The organism is Streptomyces sp. NPDC007907, assembly GCF_042959365.1.
Lineage (GTDB): Bacteria > Actinomycetota > Actinomycetes > Streptomycetales > Streptomycetaceae > Streptomyces > Streptomyces indiaensis.
This window is the reverse complement of record NZ_JBIBKR010000004.1, coordinates 768,646-787,336: the sequence shown is the minus strand read 5'-3', so window position 1 is coordinate 787,336 and position 18,691 is coordinate 768,646. Positions and strand designations below refer to the sequence as shown.

At 71.1% G+C, this 18,691-nt stretch carries 16 protein-coding genes and 1 tRNA gene; 4 read left to right on the top strand and 13 right to left on the bottom strand.

The features are described from left to right. Window positions 1–34: 34 nt before the first annotated feature. From ACFZDI_RS19845 to ACFZDI_RS19835, 3 genes are all read right to left on the bottom strand, one after another. On the bottom strand, window positions 35–712 hold the full coding sequence (locus ACFZDI_RS19845) for a DUF305 domain-containing protein (protein WP_234845275.1): 678 nt from the start codon (window positions 710–712) through the stop codon (window positions 35–37). 96 nt (window positions 713–808) lie between these two features. Then, window positions 809–1,198 (bottom strand): DUF6153 family protein, encoded by a 390-nt coding sequence (locus tag ACFZDI_RS19840; RefSeq protein WP_391252050.1) that lies wholly within the window; start codon window positions 1,196–1,198, stop codon window positions 809–811. Between the two features lie 141 nt (window positions 1,199–1,339). After that, window positions 1,340–1,414, bottom strand: a tRNA-Val gene (locus tag ACFZDI_RS19835). 465 nt (window positions 1,415–1,879) lie between these two features. On the opposite strand from ACFZDI_RS19835, the gene ACFZDI_RS19830 reads away from it, so the two are divergent. After that, entirely contained in the window at window positions 1,880–3,286 is a 1,407-nt protein-coding gene (locus tag ACFZDI_RS19830) for a hypothetical protein (RefSeq protein ID WP_391252048.1), read from the top strand. 18 nt (window positions 3,287–3,304) lie between these two features. Here ACFZDI_RS19830 and ACFZDI_RS19825 read toward each other — a convergent pair whose 3' ends face one another. The 3 genes from ACFZDI_RS19825 to ACFZDI_RS19815 all read right to left on the bottom strand — a co-directional run bounded on the left by ACFZDI_RS19825 (window position 3,305) and on the right by ACFZDI_RS19815 (window position 8,061). After that, complete coding sequence (locus tag ACFZDI_RS19825) at window positions 3,305–4,477, bottom strand: amidase domain-containing protein (protein ID WP_234845273.1); 1,173 nt, start codon at window positions 4,475–4,477, stop codon at window positions 3,305–3,307. Between the two features lie 106 nt (window positions 4,478–4,583). Then, entirely contained in the window at window positions 4,584–5,861 is a 1,278-nt protein-coding gene (locus tag ACFZDI_RS19820) for a hypothetical protein (protein ID WP_391252046.1), read from the bottom strand. 43 nt (window positions 5,862–5,904) lie between these two features. Beyond that, window positions 5,905–8,061 carry a transglycosylase domain-containing protein gene (locus ACFZDI_RS19815; protein WP_391252280.1) on the bottom strand — a complete coding sequence of 719 codons (2,157 nt, stop codon included), beginning with the start codon at window positions 8,059–8,061 and terminating at the stop codon, window positions 5,905–5,907. A gap of 250 nt (window positions 8,062–8,311) precedes the next feature. Between ACFZDI_RS19815 and ACFZDI_RS19810 the strand changes: the two genes are divergently transcribed. Then, complete coding sequence (locus ACFZDI_RS19810) at window positions 8,312–8,518, top strand: zinc ribbon domain-containing protein (protein ID WP_234845271.1); 207 nt, start codon at window positions 8,312–8,314, stop codon at window positions 8,516–8,518. 56 nt (window positions 8,519–8,574) lie between these two features. After that, window positions 8,575–9,357: a VTT domain-containing protein gene (locus ACFZDI_RS19805; RefSeq protein ID WP_391252044.1), complete on the top strand. Its 783-nt coding sequence runs from the start codon at window positions 8,575–8,577 to the stop codon at window positions 9,355–9,357. Here ACFZDI_RS19805 and ACFZDI_RS19800 read toward each other — a convergent pair. The 3 genes from ACFZDI_RS19800 to ACFZDI_RS19790 all read right to left on the bottom strand — a co-directional run bounded on the left by ACFZDI_RS19800 (window position 9,278) and on the right by ACFZDI_RS19790 (window position 13,972). Next, window positions 9,278–10,087 (bottom strand): HAD family hydrolase, encoded by an 810-nt coding sequence (locus ACFZDI_RS19800; protein WP_234845269.1) that lies wholly within the window; start codon window positions 10,085–10,087, stop codon window positions 9,278–9,280. The genes ACFZDI_RS19805 and ACFZDI_RS19800 overlap by 80 nt on opposite strands. Beyond that, window positions 10,087–12,723: a phosphoribosyltransferase domain-containing protein gene (locus ACFZDI_RS19795; protein WP_391252278.1), complete on the bottom strand. Its 2,637-nt coding sequence runs from the start codon at window positions 12,721–12,723 to the stop codon at window positions 10,087–10,089. Before ACFZDI_RS19795 ends, ACFZDI_RS19800 begins: the two co-directional genes overlap by 1 nt. A gap of 82 nt (window positions 12,724–12,805) precedes the next feature. Further along, window positions 12,806–13,972: an HpcH/HpaI aldolase/citrate lyase family protein gene (locus ACFZDI_RS19790; protein ID WP_361119038.1), complete on the bottom strand. Its 1,167-nt coding sequence runs from the start codon at window positions 13,970–13,972 to the stop codon at window positions 12,806–12,808. 227 nt (window positions 13,973–14,199) lie between these two features. Here ACFZDI_RS19790 and ACFZDI_RS19785 point away from each other — a divergent pair, with 227 nt between their 5' ends. Continuing rightward, window positions 14,200–15,105, top strand: coding sequence for a TerD family protein (locus ACFZDI_RS19785; protein ID WP_234845267.1), 906 nt, complete (start codon window positions 14,200–14,202; stop codon window positions 15,103–15,105). A gap of 36 nt (window positions 15,106–15,141) precedes the next feature. Here the strand turns inward: ACFZDI_RS19785 and ACFZDI_RS19780 are convergent, their stop codons facing one another. The 4 genes from ACFZDI_RS19780 to ACFZDI_RS19765 all read right to left on the bottom strand — a co-directional run bounded on the left by ACFZDI_RS19780 (window position 15,142) and on the right by ACFZDI_RS19765 (window position 18,564). Then, on the bottom strand, window positions 15,142–15,876 hold the full coding sequence (locus ACFZDI_RS19780; RefSeq protein ID WP_234845266.1) for a Tellurium resistance: 735 nt from the start codon (window positions 15,874–15,876) through the stop codon (window positions 15,142–15,144). 130 nt (window positions 15,877–16,006) lie between these two features. Continuing rightward, window positions 16,007–17,152, bottom strand: a complete 1,146-nt coding sequence (locus ACFZDI_RS19775) for a DUF475 domain-containing protein (protein ID WP_234845265.1) — start codon at window positions 17,150–17,152, stop codon at window positions 16,007–16,009. 125 nt (window positions 17,153–17,277) lie between these two features. Beyond that, complete coding sequence (locus ACFZDI_RS19770; protein WP_234845264.1) at window positions 17,278–17,853, bottom strand: TerD family protein; 576 nt, start codon at window positions 17,851–17,853, stop codon at window positions 17,278–17,280. A 135-nt stretch (window positions 17,854–17,988) separates the two neighbouring features. After that, window positions 17,989–18,564: a TerD family protein gene (locus ACFZDI_RS19765; RefSeq protein WP_234845263.1), complete on the bottom strand. Its 576-nt coding sequence runs from the start codon at window positions 18,562–18,564 to the stop codon at window positions 17,989–17,991. Window positions 18,565–18,691 lie beyond the last annotated feature (127 nt).

Sequence of the window (18,691 nt, the reverse complement as noted above, 5' to 3'; positions counted from 1 at the left end):
AGCCCCGGCTGTCGGATCAGGCCCGGCTGTCGGATCAGCCCTGGCTGCTGTCGCTCTTGCTCGCGCTCTTGCCGAGGAGCTTGTTCATCTCGGTGATCTCGGCGTTCTGGGCGGTGACGATGTCCTCGGCCATGCTCTTGGCCTGGCCGTGGCGGCCCTTGCCCTGCTCGGTCCGGGCCATCTCCACGGCCCCTTCGTGGTGCTCGACCATCATCGTCAGGAACTGGACGTCGAACGCCTTGCCCGTCAGCTTCGCCAGGGCGTCCATGTCCTCGGCACCCATCATGCCGGGCATGCCGGAGTGGCCGGACGCGGAGTGGTCCATGGCGCCGCCGGAGGAAGCGGGGACGTCCTCGCCCCAGCTCTTCAGCCAGCCGGTCATGGTCCGGATCTCCGGATCCTGCGCCTTCTCGATCCGCCCGGCGAGGTCCTTCACCGTGTCCGAGGAGGCCCGGTCCCCGGCCAGCCGCGCCATCTCCAGCGCCTGCCGGTGATGCGGGATCATGCCCTGCGCGAAGGCGACGTCCTGGGCGTTGTGGGCGCCGGCGGACGAGGGGGTCGCGGCGGGGCTGTGGCTTCCGGCGTCGCCGTGACCGGAACCGCCGGCGGCGCGGTCGGCACCGTCACCGCCACAGGCCGCGAGGACGAGGGCCGCGGCACCCGTCGCCGCCACCAGGGTGGCGCGGCGCGCCAGGGTACGAAGGTTGCTCATGGGTGAACTCCTGCTTCTGCAAGGAACTGGGATGTGCGGACACGACGAGACGTCACGCCGCCGCCGGTCGGCACCGGCCGGCGTGACGTGCCCTCTCTAGATCCGCAGAAGCTGAAGCTCGGAGAGCGAAGGCGGGGCCCGCGCACCCTCCGTGTCCACGACGGCATACGCCCGAACGGCGCTCTCCCGCACGGCAGCGGGAACCGGGTCCGGGACGAGCGGAGGCAGCACCGGCCCGCCACTGACGGCACCCGACGCACAGGTCGCGTCGGCGTGCTGGACGTGCCCGTCACCGCAGTGCGCGTAGGGCACAAACTGCGTCCGCACCGTGAGGGCGTCCATGTGCTGCCCGTGCGCGGCCCCGGGCAGCCCCCCACCGGGCGCCAGCCCGTGCATTCCCAGCAACCCCGCCAACAGCCCCAGCACGCCCAGCACATGCCACGGCCTCAGGACGAGTCGCGGAGCACGCCGGCGGGGACTGTTCACAGGCTCATCGTAGGGACAGCCCCGCCCCGGCACCGCCCCAGGGTGGACGTAGGTCTGACCCCTGCCGCGGCGGATCCGCCCCCGGCGTCACAGAGGCCCCCCGGGAACATCCCTGGAGGGCCTGTGTCGTGGAACTCGGTGTGGTGGGCGCGGACGGTTTCGAACCGCCGACATCCTGCTTGTAAGGCAGGCGCTCTACCCCTGAGCTACGCACCCGGATCCCGGGACACGCCCAGGTCGAGTCGACAGCCTACATGGCCCGGGGCACAGTCCGGCAAACCCGTAGCGGGGGGCCGCCTCCGGTTCCGCGCCGGGGGCCGGCCCCACCCCGGATCCGGGAGTGGCCCGGGTCCCCCCGAGGGGCCCCGATCCCTACGGTCGTAGAGCGTCTTCGAGGTGCCCGTCGTCCCTCCAGGGGAGATCGTCATGACCGCACGCACCGCCCCTGCCCGCGCCACCGCCCTCGCCGGGGACGACACCGACCCCGGCCACCGTTCCTTCCGGGGCCGCACACTGCTCGGCCAGGCACCGCATCGAGGTGCCCCGCGGCGTCACCGTGAAGGCCGAGGACGGCGACGGCAAAGTGACGGTCCGCACGGCGAACTGAACGGCCCGTGTGTTCGTCTTCAACCGGTGGGAGAATGACACCGGGCAGGGCGGACCACAGCACGGGAGAAGGATGTGACGGCGACACCAGGACAGCCGGACTCGCCGTCGGTGCCGCGTGCACACCGCCCGCGCCGCCCCGCCTCCTCCCGCACCCCGGGCCGTCCGCTCCGGGACGCGCTGACCCTGATGGCGTTGCCGCTGGTGGCCGCGCTGGCGCTGCCGGCCGCCTTCGCGGGCGGGGGCACCCGGCGCTGGTTCGGCGGCCGGGCCGAGAACCAGCGGGCCGAGGCCCAGGCGGCGAAGGACGCCGCCGCGGCCGCGTTCTACGAGCTCGACACCGCCCAGCGCGACCTGCGCATCTCGATCGAGACGATCACCGCCGTCGACGACTCGCCCGCCGCCCGTCGCGCCGTCGCCGACTTCGACGCCCTCGGCCGCCGCATCGACGAGGTCAGCCACCGCTACATCGACGCCGTCGACGCCCACGACCTCGACCGCGACGACCTGGAGGCCTCCGCCGCCTCCCGCGCCCGAGCCGAGCTGACCGCCGCCAGGGAGGAACTCGGCCGGGTCAAGCAGGAGCTGGACCGGTTCACCGACGGCCTCGGGCCCCTGCTCGGCAAGGCCGAGACGCAGCTGGCCCGCCTCGCCCCCGCGGTCGAACGGGCCCGCCAGGCCCTGCTCGCCGCCTCCGACGCCCTCGATTCCGTCCGCGCGTCCGGGCTGCGGGCCGACGACCTCGCCGCCCGGCTCGCCGCCCTGTCCCCGGAGCTGACCAGGCTGAACCAGGGCGCCGGACAGCACGGCGTCCCGCAGACCCTGGAGCGGGCCGAGCGGGTCAGCCGTGAGGCGGAGGCGGTCCGTGTGGAGGCCGAGCGGCTGCCGGACCGCGCCGCGGAGATCGACCACCGCCTGGTCTCCCTGCGCACCCGCGCCCAGGCCCTCACCACCCGCTCCGAGCAGGTCGAACCGACCCTGAGCGAGCTGCGCCGCCGCTTCACCGCGGCCTGCTGGCAGGACCTGCAGCACGTCCCGGACTCCGCCGCCGAGAACGTCCGCCGGGCCGAGGCGAAACTGGCCGAGGCCCAGACCGCCCGCGGCGCACAGCGCTGGGCCGACGCGACGGCCCTGCTGTCGACCGTACGGGCCCTGCTGAACAGCACCGACGAGGCCGTATCGGCCGCGGGCGACCGGCTGCACCGTCTGAACGCCGTGCAGAAGGACCCCCAGCAGGAGATCGACCGCACGCGCTTCGCCATCCGGGACGCCCAGCGCCTCGCCATGGCCGGCCGCAACACCCCCGACCCGCGGCACGCCCGCCCCCTGGACGACGCCGTGGCCCGTCTGGACCGTGCCGTCGCCGGCCTCGAGGGCCGCCACCCCGACTACTGGCACTTCCTCACGGAGACGGAAGCGGTCCGCCGGGCGGTGGCCGGTGTGGTCTCCGCGATCCGCGAGGAGCGAGGGGCCGGACACTGAGCCCGGCCCCCACCGTGCTCAGGTGCGGTAGGCGTAGTAGTACGCGTTCGGGTACGACGCGACGAGGCTCGCCACCGACCTGCGGAGGGTGTTGTTGGAGTGGTAGGTCACGTACGGCACACCGCCGCTCTTGTACGTGACGATCATCGTGTGGTCCTTGGACCCGTCCCGGTCGAAGTCCATCTGGAGGACGTCACCGACCTCGAGCTGGAAGACGTTGGCGAGCGGCGTGGTCCGCTTGGAGTTCTGGGCGAACCAGGACCATTCGTTGACGCCGACGAAGGAGTCCGACTGGATGTCGGCGTTGCCGAACCACTTGGTGTAGTCGTACACGTAGCCGGGGGCGTGCTTCCAGCCGCCCGCCTTCAGGGCCTGGCTGACGAAGTTGGTGCAGTCGCCGCCGGCGCCGTGGCCGTTGAAGTCCGGGTAATCCTTGTTGTAGACGTTCCAGTACTTCTCGGCATAGGCCGCCATGGCCTTGTAGTCGTACGTCGTTGCGGTCTTGGGGGCGGCGGCCGGGTTGCGGGTGATCGCCGCGCGCGGGGCGTCCGGGGTGGTGTTGTCCGGGGCGGGGGCCGGCTTGACGGGGGCCGGCTTGGACAGCGTGTTCACCGCGAGACCGCCCTGGTCGGTGTCGCGGATGCCGGTCAGCCGCCAGTCGCCGTGCCGGTCGGCCTTGAAGGTCAGCTCGTGCCGGGCCTGGAATCCGGTGGTCTTCGGGGCGTTCCCGCGGGTTTCGGCGTAGGTCAGGGTCGTGGTCTCGGTGACCTCCGCCTTGGCCGTGCGGCCCGTCACCCTTGTCGCGTCCAGCGTGACGGTGGTGCTGGCCTTGCCGTACGTCTCGCCGGCCTTCGCCAGCTGCTGCCGCCGCTGCCCGAGCTCGGACAGGGTGGCGTCCTCGGTGCGGGCCGTACCGGAGGACAGGGCGACGTCGCCGGAGAAGCCGTCGGTCAGCGGCTTTCCGGCGTCGGCCCGTCCGCCGGCGACCAGGGCGTTGGTGCGGTCGGTGAAGACGGCGTCCGCCAGCCGCTGGAAGGTGGCCTTGGTCCGCGCGTCCACCGTGGGATCGTCGACGACGGTCGCGCCCGCGCTCCAGTTGGGCAGCAGGGCGACTCCGGCGACGACCGAGGTCGCCGCGGCCCCGACTATCGTGACGCGGCGGCGCGTACCGCGCAATTTCCTTGATTTCACTGGTGTTTTCCCCTCTTGCCCCGGCCAAAGAGGTGCCGGGGTACGAGATCTTCGCATGGAGTGTGGGGCTTCTGTGAAGGGTGCTGCCGCCGTTACTTTGGCGTGATCACTTCACGACTGTCGACCAGTCGGGCGACTGCGCCGGGTCCAGACCGCGCAGCCGCTGCAAGGTCACGGGCTTCTGCACGTCGAGCCAGTCGGCCAGTTCCCGGAAGGACACGCACTTGACGCCCTTCTTGGTGCAGAGGTCCTTGACGACCCGGTCGACGGCCCGCATGTAGATGCCGCCGTTCCAGTCCTCGAAGTGGTTGCCGATGAACAGCGGGGCCCGGCTGCCGTAGTACACGCGGTTGAAGCCGGACATGTAGGAGGCGACGGTCTGCTCCTCCCACTCGGGGTACTTCGCCGGGTCGCCCTCGGTCTCCCCCTCGGACTGGTTGTAGAGGAAGTTGAAGTCCATCGAGAGGCCCTGGTACTTGCCGCCCTCGTACGGGAGCATCTGCAGCGGGAAGTCCCAGATGCCGTCCTTCTTGCCGGGCCATATCTGGAAGTCGCCCGCGGAGCTGGCGTCGTAGCGCCACTTGTAGTCCTTGGCGGCCGTCAGCAGGTTCTTCTGGCCCTCCAGACAGGGCGCGCGGCCGCCCGTGACCTCCTTCCTGACGTCGAACGGCAGGGGGGCGAGGTCCGTGAAGCCGGTGTTGGTCTTCCACTTCTCGGTGAAGGCGTAGAACTGGTCGATCTCGCTCTTCCACTCCTCGACGCTCCAGTCGCCGCCGCCCTTCTTGCCGCAGAAGTGGCCGTTGAAGTGGGTGCCGATCTCGTTCCCGCCCTGCCACGCCTTGCCGAGCTGCTCCAGCGTGGTGCGGATGTGCTCGTCGGTGGCGAAGCTGATGGCCGCCGAGCCCTTGGCGTGCTGAGGCGGCGCGTAGAGCTCCTTCTTGGCCTTGGGCAGCAGGTAGATGCCGGTGAGGAAGAAGGTCATGTGGGCGTCGTATTCCGCCGCCAGCTCCTGGTAGTGCGAGAAGAGCCCGTCGTCGCCCTGCAGCGCGCCGTCCCAGGAGAAGACCACGAACTGGGGCGGCTTCTCACCCGGCTTGAGCGGTACCGGCTTCAACTGCCCTTTCTGCGGGCCGGTGTACGACGTCGAGCCGTCCCCGAGGACCTTCGTCCTGCCGTCCCACCGGGGCTCCTCGTCCCGCTTCGCGGGGGTGTCCTTGCGGGCGCCGGACGAGGCGGTCGGGGTGGTGGAGTCCGAGCGGGTCAGCACCATGTAGCCGCCGACCAGGGACGCCACGACCAGGAGGGCCGCCAGGGTGAGCACCCGCGGGGGCGTGGCGCGGCGGGGTGCGGGGGATCGACGGCGGCGGCCGGACGGCTGTTTCATGCGCGGCTCATTCTGCGAGGGGGCAAGAGGGGATCGGGCTCGGTCAGCCGATGCCTCGGGCACCGGACCATATGCGGTAGGGGACGCTGTCGCCGGGAGTCCCCGCGATCCCGTCCAGGGGCAGTGGTTCGAGGCTCTTGGTGAGGTCGATGCGGTAGGCCACCACGGCCGTCGACACGGAGTTGGCGGTGCCGACGTACCAGGCGGCGGTGTCGTCCTGCGTGGTGCCCGCCTTCCCGGCCACCGGGACGGTCGCGGCCGCGCCCGGGCGGGCGGCGCGGAAGGCGTCCCGGAGTGCGGACTGGACCGCCTCGGCGACGGACGCCTTCACCGCGCGGCGGGACGCGGGCCTGGTCAGCTCGACCGCGGAGCCGTTGCGGGTGATCCGGGCCACCGAGTACGGCTCGACGTGCTTGCCGGCGGCGGCGAACGTGGCGTACCCGCTCGCCATGCGGATCGCGCTGGGCGTGGCACTGCCCAGGGACATCGCGGGCACCTGCGGGCCGAAGCTGGAGGGGAGCAGGCCGGCCCGCTGGGCGGTCGCCCGCACCGTGTCCAGGCCGGTGTCCATGCCGAGCTGCATGAACGGCGTGTTCACCGACAGGGCGAGCGCCCGGCCGAGGCCGATCCGGCCGTAGGACTTCCCGCCGTCGTTGCGGGAGGTGACCTGCTTGCCGCCGCGGTCCCAGTAGGGGCCCTCGGGTGTCCGCACGGCGATGCCGTCGTCCCCGTCGTAGAGCGTCTGCGGGGTGACCTCGGTCGCGGCGCCGTCCCGGGTCGTGTGCACGCCGTTCTCCAGGGCGGCGGCGTAGACGAACGGCTGGAAGGCCGAACCGGCGGGGACGGTGGTCGCGTTCGACTCGTTGTAGCCCTGCTCGCGGTGGTCGGGGCCGCCGTGGACGGCGAGGATGCGCCCGTCGGCGGCCACCGAGGAGGCCCCGAAGTGCAGGGCCTTCGCCTTGCCCGGATGGTCCTTGCGCGCCTTCTTGCGGGCCGTGTTCACGGCGTCGGTGAGCGCGGTCTCCTGCTTGCGGTCGAAGGTCGTGTAGATCTGGTAGCCACCGAGGTCGAACTCCCTGGCCGTCAGGTGCGCCGCCTTCTTGGCGTACTGGGCGGCCAGTTCCACCAGGTAGTCGCTCTGCTTGCCGGTGTCGTAACCGGGCGCCCGCTTCAGCGGCTCGGGGAAGTCCTTGTACCGGGCGCGCTCCGACTTCGACAGCGCGCCGGTGTCGACCATGCGGTCGAGGATCCAGGACCAGCGCTCCACCGCCCGGTCGTGGTTGGCCTTGCTCACGGACGGGTCGTAGAGCGAGGCGCCCTTGAGGAGGGAGGCGAGGAAGGCGGCCTCGCCTGCGTCGAGTTCGCCGACGTCCTTGCCGTAGTAGGCCTGGGCGGCGCGCTGGATGCCGTAGGTGCCGCGGCCGAACCAGCTGGTGTTGAGGTAGCCCTCCAGGATGTCGTCCTTGCTCATCTCGTTGTCGAGCTTGAGGGCGAGCATCGCCTCGGTGAACTTGCGGCCGACCGAGCGGTCCTGGTTGAGGTAGACGTTCTTGACGTACTGCTGGGTGATGGTGGAGCCGCCCTGGGTCTCCCCCTGGCCCAGCGTGCGCCACAGGGCCCGGGTGAGGCCGCTGAAGGATATGCCGGGGTCGCTGTAGAAGCTCGCGTTCTCCGCCGCCAGCACCGCCCCGCGGACGTCCTCGGGTATGTCCTTCAGCGGCATCGCCTGCCGCCGTACCCAGCCGGTGCGGGCCATGGGCGTCCCGTCGGACCAGAAGTAGACGTTGTCCTGCTGGGTCGCGTAGGAGTTGAGGTTCTCCGGGATGTCGGTGGCGGCGTAGGCGGAGCCCAGGAGGACGACGATCAGGCCGGTGAGCGTCGCCGCGGCACCGAGCCATTGCCGCCAGGAGGGCGCCCAGCGGCGCCAGCCGGTGCGGTCGGCGTGCGGGTAGCGGGGCCGGAGGCGGCGGGCCTCGGCCGCGAGGCGGGCGGCGAGCCGGGTCAGCCCGGGGGCGGTGGCGGTGAGACGGCTCAGGGGGGAGGGCCGCGGGGCCCTGCGCCGCCGGCGCGATCTGTCCGGTGCGCTCCCGTCCTTCGCCGCGCCGGACGCCGTGTCCGCCTTGTCGTTCCCGGTCGCCCCGACGACGCGCAACATCATGGTCTCGTCCGCGGCCACGGAGTCGGGGACCTTCAACTGCATGGTCTCGTCCGGTTCCCGCCCAGCCTTCGACACGGCTGTGTCTCCCTCCCCGCTTACGGTGGTGCTCGCGCGGAAGGGCTTGGCTGCAGTGGTCGACGGCAGCGATCCCTCGTCATCCCCCACCTGTTCGGCTCCTCGCGCGTTCGAAAGTTATCAGCGGCTTTTACAGGTCCTCCACACCGGTACGGCAACGGCGGCCAAAAGATTCGCGAAAGGCGGCATTTACGTCGGCGCGGATTAACCTGTCCTCATGCCTCGCTACGAGTACCGCTGCCGGACCTGCGGCGACACCTTCGAACTGAGCCGTCCGATGGCCGAGTCCTCCGAGCCGGCGGCCTGCCCGTCAGGCCACGACGACACCGTGAAGCTCCTCTCCACCGTCGCGGTCGGCGGCTCCGCCCCGGCCCCCGCACCACGCTCGGGCGGCGGCTGCTGCGGAGGCGGCTGCTGCGGCTGACGCGGCTGTCCCGTTTCCTCAGGAACCCTTCAGCTTCGGTTCCCTAGCGTGGCGGCATGACAGCCATCGCAGCGGACGCCGGGCCGCAGTGGGTCAACGACCTGATGGACGCGCTGGGCGCGCCGGGTGCCGGTCTCGCCATCGCCCTGGAGAACCTGTTCCCGCCGCTGCCCAGCGAGGTGATCCTGCCGCTCGCCGGGTTCGCCGCGAGCAGCGGCCGGATGAGCCTGCTCGCCGTGCTGCTGTGGACGACGGCCGGCTCGGTGATCGGCGCGCTCGCGCTGTACGGCGTCGGCGCGCTGCTCGGCCGTGACCGGACGGTGGCGATCGCGGCCCGGCTGCCGCTGGTGAAGGTCTCGGACATCGAGAAGACCGAGGCCTGGTTCCTGAAGCACGGCACCAAGGCCGTGTTCTTCGGCCGGATGATCCCGATCTTCCGCAGCCTGATCTCCGTGCCCGCGGGCGTCGAACGCATGCGCCTGCCGGTGTTCCTGGGCCTGACGACCCTGGGCAGCGCGATCTGGAACACGGCGTTCGTCCTCTCCGGCTACTTCCTCGGCGCCAACTGGCACCAGGTCTCGGACATCGTCTCCGCCTACTCGAAGGTGGTCCTGGCCGTGGCGGCGCTGGCGGTGGTGGTCTTCGTCGGGGTGCGGCTCCTGCGGCGCCCCAAGGAGAAGCGCCCCGAAGGGGCGCGGGGAACTGCGCGATCGGCCACGACGGCGCCGCACCCGCACGACGACCAGGACACCCGAGTCCTCAGGCGCCCCGCACTGCCTCCAGAAACTCCCGCAGGATCCGCTCCCCGGCGAGAACGCCCCGCTCGGGAAGCACTCTGATCGAGGGAGCCGTGAAGCCGGTGTCGGCCAGCTCCCCGTGGCCGGGCCGCCAGCCCCGGTCCGCCGCGAGGAGCAGGTCGGTATCGAGCAGGGAGTCACCCGCGGCGAGGGTGAGATCCGCCCCGGTCCGCCGGGCGACCTCCCGCATCGCCGCGCTCTTGGTGAGCGGCTTCGGCACGGCGTAGATCTTGCGGCCCTGGAGGGACACGGTCCAGCCGAGGTTCTCCGCCCACGCCGCGAGTTCCTTCACCCAGTCCTCGTGCAGCAGTTCACGCTCGACGACGAGGTAGGCGAAGAGGTCGTCGGCGACCCGGTGCTTGCGCACCCAGACCGGGTCGGCGGTCCGCAGCAGATGCTCCTGCACCTCGGCCAGGGGCGCGCACTGGTCGGCCAGCCGGGCGGTGACCTGCGCGTGCCAGTCGGGGTCGGAGACGCCGTCCACCAGGAGGTGGCCGCCGTTCGCGCAGATCGCGTACCTTGGCGCGGGGCCCGGCAGGTTGATGCGCAGGTACTGCTTGCGCGTGCGTGTGGTCGTCGGCACGAACACGGCCGCGTCGCCCAGCTCGGTGAGGAGCCGGGCCGCCGTCTCCGTCATGTAGGACAGCGGCTTGCTCTCGTGCACCTCCACGCACAGCAGCCGGGGCGCCCGCGCGTCCGGCATGGTGAGCGCCAGGGCCGCGGCGGAGTAGATGAGGGTGCGGTCGAGGTCGCTTGCGACGAGCGCGGGCATCAGAGGGTCACCGCCTTGCCGTCGGCGCCGGTCGCGCCGCGAGTGTACTTCGGGTGGATCAACCCGACGCAGGTGTAGGGAAGCCGGTCGACCTCCTCGACGGGCACGCCGCGCTGCTCGGCCAGCAGGCGCACGTGGTCGAGGTCGCTGCCCGCCCCGGCTCGTGCCAGGACCTTCCAGGGCACGCGGCGCAGCAGGACCCGGGTGGTCTCGCCGACGCCGGGCTTGACGAGGTTCACGTCGTGGATGCCGTACTCCTCGCTGATGCGCTCGACGGCGGCCCAGCCCTCCCAGGTGGGCGAGCGGTCGGTCGCCAGCAGTTCCTTGGCCTGCGCGCAGGCCGCGTCGGCGACCTCCGGGAAGCGGGCGGCGACGGCGTCCAGGAAGGCCACCGAGACGTCCGTGGCGGCGAGTTCGTGGTAGAACTTCGCGCCGTGGAAGTCGTGCGGGCCGACCAGGTCCGCGCGCAGCACGGTCCGCGAGATCAGGCCGGAGACGGTGGAGTTGAGGCAGGCGGAGGGGATGAGGAAGTCCTCGCGGGTGCCGTAGGTGCGCACGCAGGAGCCCGGATCGGCCAGCACCGCGATCTCGGCGCTGAAGCCGCCGATGCCGTCGGACTTCTCGAACTCCTCCAGGGCCTGGGCGAGTTCGCGGGTGATGGCGCCCTTGCCGGTCCAGCCGTCGACGAAGACGACGTCCCGGGGGTCGTGGTGCTCGGCGAGCCAGCGCAGGGCGTTGGCGTCGATGCCCCGGCCGCGGACGATCGACACGGCGTAGTGCGGCAGGTCGAGGCCGTGCCGGTGCTGGGCCCAGCGGCGCATCAGGATGCCGACGGGGGTGCCGGCGCGGGCCAGCGAGACCAGGACGGGACGCGGGGAGCGCTCCGCGAGGACGGTCTCGGTGACGACACCGACCGCCCGGGCGATGCGGGCCGCCGAGTCGTCCAGCGCGGCGTGGAACAGCGCCTGGTACTGCTCGCTGGGCTGGTACTCCACGGGCAGCGACTCCGCGTAGTGCGCGCCGCCGCTCTGGATCGCCTCCTCGCGCTCCTCGGTCGGCGCCTCCAGGGTCACGTCCGAGAGGTCCTGGAGCAGCCAGCCGACCTCCTCGGGCGCGTACGAGGAGAAGTCGGGGCCGCGGAGGGGCTCGGGCAGCATGGAGGGCCTTTCGGGGGCGTACGACGGTACGACGGCGAGGAGGACGCGCGGCGTGTGCGCGGCGAGGCGGGCCAGCAGACCGTCGGGCGCGTGCAGGGCGGGCGTGTCCGCGGCCGAGTCGACGACGGCGACGACGGCGTCGAATCCGGCGCCCGCGACGTTGTAGGCGTACCGCTCGCCGGGGCCGTCGGCGGGGTCGTCGTGGGCGGGGAAGGCGAGGCGGGTGCGTATGGCGTAGCCGGGGTCGTCGACGGCCAGGACGGGTGAGCGGGTGGTGGTGGAGTAGCGGACCTCGAGGCCGGTGTCGCGCTCCAGCTCGCGGGCGAGCCTCAGCGGCGCGTACATCAGCTCCTCGAAGCCGAGGATGTGGACGCGGCGGGCGCCGTGGGGCAGCGCGTGCGCCAGGCGGCGGGCCATCGCGGGGAGGGCGGCCTCCAGGCGTTCCCGATGGGCGGGGGTGAAGCCGTGTCGGCCCCCGTCGGGAAGGCCGGCGGGCCAGTGCAGGTCGATGCGGGTGGCGTGGGGGGCGGTGCCGTTGTCGTGCGGGTGCGGGCCGGTGGGGGCCGTTCGCGCAGTTCCCCTCGCCCCTGAAAGGGACGTCTCGGCAACGCCGCTGTTCGGGGGCGCGGGGAACTGCGCGAACGGTCCCGACGTCGCCGCACCCGCCGACGAACCCTCCGCCGCACTTTCCGCCTCGTACCGCCCCACCAGCTTCTGCCCCTTCTCCAGCACCCCCTCGGGCAGCCGCACGGTCCCCGAAGCCGCCGTGACCAGGTCGACCCGGGCTCCGATCTTCTCGGCGAATTCCGCGAGGCGCCCCGCGTCGGCGGGCGACCGCATGTCCACCAGCGCCACCACGACGTACCGCCGCCGCGGATACCGTCCGTGAAGGTCACGGACGGTGTTCAGCACCGTGTTGCCCGTGGAGAACTCGTCGTCGACCAGGACCAGCGGCCCGTCACCGGCGAGCAGGCCCGGGTCCGCGGGCAGCAGCAGGTGCGAGGTCGCGTGGGAGTGGGACTCCTCGAAACCGCCGGCCGCGTCGACACCGGCGACCGGGCGGCGGGTGGAGTGCAGGTAGGGGGCGAGGCCCAGCCCGTCGGCGACACAGTGGCCGAGGCCGGTCGCGGTCTCCGCGTAGCCGAGGACGACGGCCCTGCGGGCGTCCTCGTCGCCCAGCAGCTCACGCACCCGGCGCCCGAGCTCCCACCCGTAGCCGTACACGACGGACGGCGACTGCGGGACGTGCTTGCCCAGCACGTTCGACACGAGCAGATGGGCCCGCTTGGGGTTGCGGCGCAGCGCCAGCCCCAGCAGGCCGGTCAGCGCGTCGTCGCCGGCGAGCTCGACGCCGAGCCGCTCGGCGACCCAGTCGCCGGACCAGACGCCGTCGGCCGCGTCGGCCGGCCCGGGCGCCGCGTCGGCGCGCACCTCGGGATGCTCCCCCTCGTTCACTGCCTTCTCCGCCTTCTCCGCCATCTCGGCCATCTCGGCCATCGCGGCCTTCGCGGCCTTCGCGGCTTTCTTCATGAACCCTTCGATTTTCTCGGAAACCGTACGGTCAGCCGGGCAGTCCCGCGGCCAGCAGTTCCACGAAGCCGATGTCCTGGTTCGCCACGCCGAAAACCTCGGCCCGCAGCAGGGTCCGCTCAGCCCAGGCCCGGTGCGGTTTCACCTCGTTCATCTTGTTCGTGTACGCCGATCTCAGCACACCCCCGCCGCCGCGCTCGGGGCGCAGGATGTCCTGGGCGTCCGAGAACTCCTCGTGGCTGACGACCGACAGGGCGTGCACCGGCAGCACATGCGAGGGGTGGATGCAGGTCTTGCCCAGCAGGCCGTTGGCCTGGTCCAGGGAGATCTCCCTCAGCAGGCCGTCCATGGCGTGCTCGATCAGCTTCTCGCGCAGTTCCGCGGCCTGCACCTCCAGGAAGGGGCTCTGCCGCAGCAGCGGCTTGAACATGCGCTCCTGGACCCTGAAGTACTCCCACACCGGCCCCGTCACGGTGAAGCCGGTGCCGTCGGCGCGGCCCAGCATGTTCACCACGTCGGCGATCACGGAGGCGACGATCTGCACGTCGTAGGCCGTCATGTCGGGGCCTCTGCGCAGCCCGTAGGAGGAGCAGAAGTCCGTGACGCCGAGGCGCAGGGCGAGCACGCGGTCGCGGTACTTGTCGACCGCGCGGGAGATGCCCTCCAGGGTCTCCACCCGCGACTCCCGGTAGAGCAGTTCCGGGGACTCCAGCACGGGCATGGCGAAAAGGCGACGGCCGCTTTCGGCCTCGGCGGTCGCGAGGGCTTCGAGGAAGGGGATGCCGCGTTCCTCGGTGAACTTGGGCAGGACGAAGCCGGACAGCTGCCGGACGGCGGGGCCGAGCCGTCGTACCAGGTCGGGTATCTGCTCGGGGGCGCGGACCCGGATGAACAGCAGCGGCAGGTCGGCGTCGGGGAGGTCGTCCAGGGCGGTGAGCTGGCCGACGAGGTTCGCCTCGCCGGGGCCGACGTCCGCGTCGTCGATCGAGTCCTCCAGGCACAGCACCATCGAGACGACGCCGCGCCCGGCCTGCTTGAGGACGTCGTCGGCGAGGCGCGGCCGGGTGGCCGGGCTGTACAGCGTGGCGCCCAGGGCCGCCGCGAGCAGGCGGGCCGGGGAGTCCGGGGTGAACGCGCAGGGCTCGCGGAAGAAGAGACGCTTCCGCACCTCAGGGGCGATGTGCCCGAAATGACGCATGGATCTCCCCCGTGGTGTTTGTGCGGCCTGCGAATCGACGATAGGTGGCCGGTAATAGTACGTAGAAGTCCATGTCGGAGGTTCCCATCAGGCATGAATTTCAGGTAACGCGGGCAATCACAGCCAGGCTCGGCCATGACGACGGTAGTCCGCCGCGGCCGTCGGCGCCGCTCGCGACAGCGGCCCCCGCGTTGTCGTGAGCAGGACCGAGAAGGCAGGATGACCGCATGACGCACGCGATGCTGAAGGGGTCGAACGTCCCGCTGGAAGCCACCACGGTGCGCGCCGTGCTGCGCTGGACACCCGGGCAGGGGGTTCCGGACGTCGACGCCTCCGCGCTGCTCCTCGGCCCCGACGGTCGTGTGCGCTCCGACGAGGACTTCGTCTTCTACAACCAGCCCCGGCACCCGGCCGGAAAGGTGTGGCGGCTGGGCAAGAAGCGTATCGCCGAGGGCCTCACCGACACGATCCAGACGGAACTGACCGGTGTCGAGTCCGAGGTCAGCCGGATTCTGCTGGTCGCATCGGCGGACGGCGTGACGTTCGACCGCGTACAGGCCCTGCGCATCCTGCTGTACGACGCGGCGGCCACCGGCAGCGAGGCGCTGGCGTACTTCGACGTCAAGCCGGAGACGGGCGAGGAGACCGCGCTGATCTGCGGCGAGCTGTACCGGCGCGGCGAGGGCTGGAAGTTCCGGGCGCTGGGCGAGGGCTACTCGAACGGGCTGAAGGGCCTCGCGACCGACTTCGGCATCTCGGTGGACGAGTCGGAGGCGGCGGAGGAGCCGACCACGACGGTCCCCGCGCCTCCCACCACGAACACGCCCGCGCAGCCGACGACCGGCGGCCCGTCGCAGCAGGCTCCCGAGGTCTCCCTGCCGCTGCCCCCGGAGCAGCCGAACGCGGTGCCCACGCAGCCCGGCTACGGGTATCCGCAAGCGCCGCCGACGACGCAGCCGGCCTACGGCTACCCACAGCCCGCGGGCCGGCCCGCGTACGGGTACCCCCCGGCGCCGGCCACGGCGGACGCGGCGGGGGCGCAGCCCGGCTACGGCTACCCGCCCCCGGTCACCGCGGCCCCCGACCCGGACTTCCGGTTGCCCCCGCAGGGCCCGCAGTTCGTCGGACGCTAGCCGGACCCGGACCCGGCGGACGCCGGGGCCGCGGGGTCAGCGGTCGACCTTCGACTTGTAGCCCCGCCCCCACTGCAGCCCCCACCCGTACAGCCGGTCCAGCTCGGCCTGGAAGCCGTAGACGAACTTGGCCTCGCGGCGGACGACGATCTCGTTCTTCACCTTCTCGATCATGACGACGGCGCAGGAGCGGGCCTGAGGCTGGCGTTCGTCGAGGTGGATCTCGATCCGCGGCCCGCTGCTCGGATAGAGCGTGACGCTGGCGTGCGTGCGGTCGAAGGCGGGGGTCTGGTCGTAGATGTAGACGAAGACCAGGAGCCGCTTGATGTCGTCGCGGTGGTCCAGGTTGATGTACATCGTCTCGCCGGAGCCGGAGCCGAACCGGTCGTCACCGCTGAGCTTGACGTACGGCGGGGCGTTGACGTCGCCGTAGTAGCCGCCGAGGGGCTGGACGACACCCTTGGTGCCGTCCTGGAGTTCGTAGAGGCAGCCGAGGTCGAGGTCGACGTTGACCATGCTCTGGCTGTGGCCGACGACCTCGGGGGGCTTGAGGGCCCGGAAGGGGTGGCGCAGCAGGCTCTCGCGCTGGGAGCCGCCGATGTCGGAGGTGCGCATCCGCCAGCTGAGGTTGACGCGCAGGTGGCCGGTGGCCGCGCCCTGCTTGGTGAGCGATATCTGCGCGCGCCGCCTGGTCAGCTCGATCGCGTTGGTCGCCGCGTCGCCCGAGTCGAACTGCGCCTCGCCGCGCCGGAGTCCGTCGAACAGGCCCATTCCGCCCCCCACGTTTCACTCGGAGACCGCAGGTCACCGCCGTACCCACGGTCCATGAAGACCGACGGGGCGGCCACCGAGGAGTCCTCGGTGGCCGCCCCGCACAGAGCGTTCCTCACCCGCAGGGGTGTCACACCCCGGACGAGACCTCAGTCTTCTCGTCCGAACCGGTCTTTCCCTCGGCCGCCGCCAGCGCCTTGTTGCGGCGGACGGAGGACCAGAAGGAGGCGGCGATCAGGACGACGCCGATGAGGCCGGTGATGATCTCGTTGATCTGGTACTGGATGGTGACCAGCAGGAGCACGGCGAGGGCGCCGATGGCGTAGTGCGCGCCGTGCTCCAGGTAGACGTAGTCGTCGAGGGTGCCCTGGCGGACCAGGTAGACCGTCAGCGACCGGACGTACATGGCGCCGATGCCGAGGCCGAGGGCCATCAGGACGATGTCGTTGGTGATGGCGAAGGCGCCGATGACGCCGTCGAAGGAGAAGGACGCGTCCAGGACCTCGAGGTAGAGGAACATGAAGAAGGCGGCCTTGCCGGCCAGCTGGACCGCCGAGCGGGGCTTGCCGGTGCGCTCGGCCTCTTCCTCGGCCTCGTGCTCGCGCTCCTCCTCCTCTTCGAGTTTGTCCTCGAAGTAGCCGGAGAGACCACCGACGATCATGTACGTGATCAGACCGGCGATGCCGGCGAGCAGGACGGTCTCCGCCTTGTCGACGTGGGTGCCGCCGTGCTGGTGGGCGTGGGTGGCGACGGTCATCGACGCGATCAGCAGGACGATCAGCGCGATGCAGACCGACAGCATGTCGATCTTGCCCAGCTTGGCCAGCGGGCGCTCCAGCCAGCCGAGCCACTTGATGTCCCGGTCCTCGAAGATGAAGTCCAGGAAGATCATCAGCAGGAACATGCCACCGAAGGCGGCGATCGACGGGTGGGCGTCGGTCACCAGCTGCTGGTAGCGGTCCTTGTCGTTCAGGGCGAGTTCGACAGCCTTGATCGGGCCCAGCTGGGCGCTGATGGCGACGATCACGACGGGGAAGACCAGCCGCATGCCGAAGACGGCGATCAGGATGCCGACGGTGAGGAAGATCTTCTGCCAGAAGGCATTCATCTTCTTCAGGATCCCGGCGTTGACCACCGCGTTGTCGAAGGACAGCGAGATCTCGAGGACGGAGAGGATCGCGACGATGCCGAGCGCGGTCCACCCGCCGAACAGCACCGCCGCGACCAGGCCGAGCGCGGTGACCGCGAACGACCACCCGAAGGTTTTCAGAACCACTGGCTACCCAATCGTGTGTGTACGGGGCTCCCCCGCGCCGTACCCGGCTTTACGAACTTTTGAAGCCGAAGTCTAGTCGGACCCCCTCCGCACCCCCATCGGGCCCGGATTTTGCTCATAACGCGTTAGGAGACGTTGACCCCGAAGTCCAGCGCGATGCCGCGCAGGCCCGACGCGTACCCCTGCCCGACGGCCCTGAACTTCCACTCGCCCTGGTAGCGGTAGAGCTCCCCGAAGATCATCGCGGTCTCCGTGGAGGCGTCCTCGCTCAGGTCGTAGCGGGCGAGCTCCTGGCCGTCGGCCTGGTTGGCCACGCGGATGAAGGCGTTGCTGACCTGGCCGAAGGTCTGGCCCCGCTCGTCGGCCATGTGGATGGAGACGGGGAACACGATCTTGTCGCACTGCGGCGGCACCTTGGAGAGGTCGATCAGGAGCGACTCGTCGTCGCCGTCGCCCTCGCCGGTGAGGTTGTCACCGGTGTGCTCGACCGAGCCGTCCGGACTCTTGAGCTGGTTGTAGAAGACGAACCACTCGTCCCCGAGCACGCGCCCGCTGCTGCACATCAGCGCGCTGGCGTCGAGGTCGAAGGGCGCTCCGGTGGTGGAACGCGCGTCCCAGCCGAGCCCGACCATCACCTGGGTGAGGTTGGGTGCGGCCTTGGACAGGGAGACGTTGCCCCCCTTGGCGAGCGTGACGCCCATGTTGCTGTCCCTCCCCTTGGGGCCACAGGCCCGATGGTGTTACCGAGGTGGTCCTGCACGTCCGGCGCCGCACGTAAACCGTGCGGCGCCGGACGAGAGGACCTTCGGGCCCCGGTGCCGGGGCCCGTGAGGTGATCAGACGTTCACACCGAAGTCCTGCGCGATGCCGCGCAGGCCCGAGGCGTAGCCCTGGCCGATGGCGCGGAACTTCCACTCCGCGCCGTGCCGGTAGAGCTCGCCGAAGACCATGGCGGTCTCGGTGGAGGCGTCCTCGCTCAGGTCGTACCGGGCGATCTCGGCGCCGCCCGCCTGGTTCACGACGCGGATGAACGCGTTGCGCACCTGCCCGAAGGACTGCTGGCGGGTCTCCGCGTCGTAGATCGAGACCGGGAACACGATCTTCTCGATGTCCGCCGGGACACCGGCGAGGTCGACCTTGATCTGCTCGTCGTCGCCCTCGCCCTCACCGGTGAGGTTGTCACCGGTGTGCTCGACGGAGCCGTCCGGGCTCTTGAGGTTGTTGAAGAAGATGAAGTGCTGGTCGTTGCCGACCTTGCCGGAGTTGTTCAGCAGCAGCGCGCTGGCGTCCAGGTCGAAGTCCGTGCCGGTCGTGGTGCGGACGTCCCACCCCAGACCGATGATGACCGCGGTCAGGCCCGGCGCCTCCTTGGTCAGCGATACGTTGCCGCCCTTGCTGAGGCTGACTCCCACGAGTCCTCCATTGGTGTCCAGGGGCGGGATGCCCCGTTGTGCTCGGATGTCGGATCAACGAGTCGATCCTAGTGACGGGTTCCCGCCTCACCCAGGCCCTGAGGTCCCGAATTCAGCGGGTGTCGGG

Excerpts from the sequence above, each read along its gene's own strand:
- ACFZDI_RS19845 (WP_234845275.1), bottom strand. The coding sequence starts at position 712 with ATGAGCAACCTTCGTACCCTGGCGCGCCGCGCCACCCTGGTGGCGGCG.
- ACFZDI_RS19820 (WP_391252046.1), bottom strand. The coding sequence starts at position 5,861 with ATGAAACAGCCGTCCGGCCGCCGCCGTCGATCCCCCGCACCCCGCCGC.
- ACFZDI_RS19815 (WP_391252280.1), bottom strand. The coding sequence starts at position 8,061 with ATGCAGTTGAAGGTCCCCGACTCCGTGGCCGCGGACGAGACCATGATG.
- ACFZDI_RS19810 (WP_234845271.1), top strand. The coding sequence starts at position 8,312 with ATGCCTCGCTACGAGTACCGCTGCCGGACCTGCGGCGACACCTTCGAA.
- ACFZDI_RS19805 (WP_391252044.1), top strand. The coding sequence starts at position 8,575 with ATGACAGCCATCGCAGCGGACGCCGGGCCGCAGTGGGTCAACGACCTG.
- ACFZDI_RS19800 (WP_234845269.1), bottom strand. The coding sequence starts at position 10,087 with ATGCCCGCGCTCGTCGCAAGCGACCTCGACCGCACCCTCATCTACTCC.
- ACFZDI_RS19795 (WP_391252278.1), bottom strand. The coding sequence starts at position 12,723 with ATGGCGGAGAAGGCGGAGAAGGCAGTGAACGAGGGGGAGCATCCCGAG.
- ACFZDI_RS19790 (WP_361119038.1), bottom strand. The coding sequence starts at position 13,972 with ATGCGTCATTTCGGGCACATCGCCCCTGAGGTGCGGAAGCGTCTCTTC.
- ACFZDI_RS19785 (WP_234845267.1), top strand. The coding sequence starts at position 14,200 with ATGACGCACGCGATGCTGAAGGGGTCGAACGTCCCGCTGGAAGCCACC.
- ACFZDI_RS19780 (WP_234845266.1), bottom strand. The coding sequence starts at position 15,876 with ATGGGCCTGTTCGACGGACTCCGGCGCGGCGAGGCGCAGTTCGACTCG.
- ACFZDI_RS19770 (WP_234845264.1), bottom strand. The coding sequence starts at position 17,853 with ATGGGCGTCACGCTCGCCAAGGGGGGCAACGTCTCCCTGTCCAAGGCC.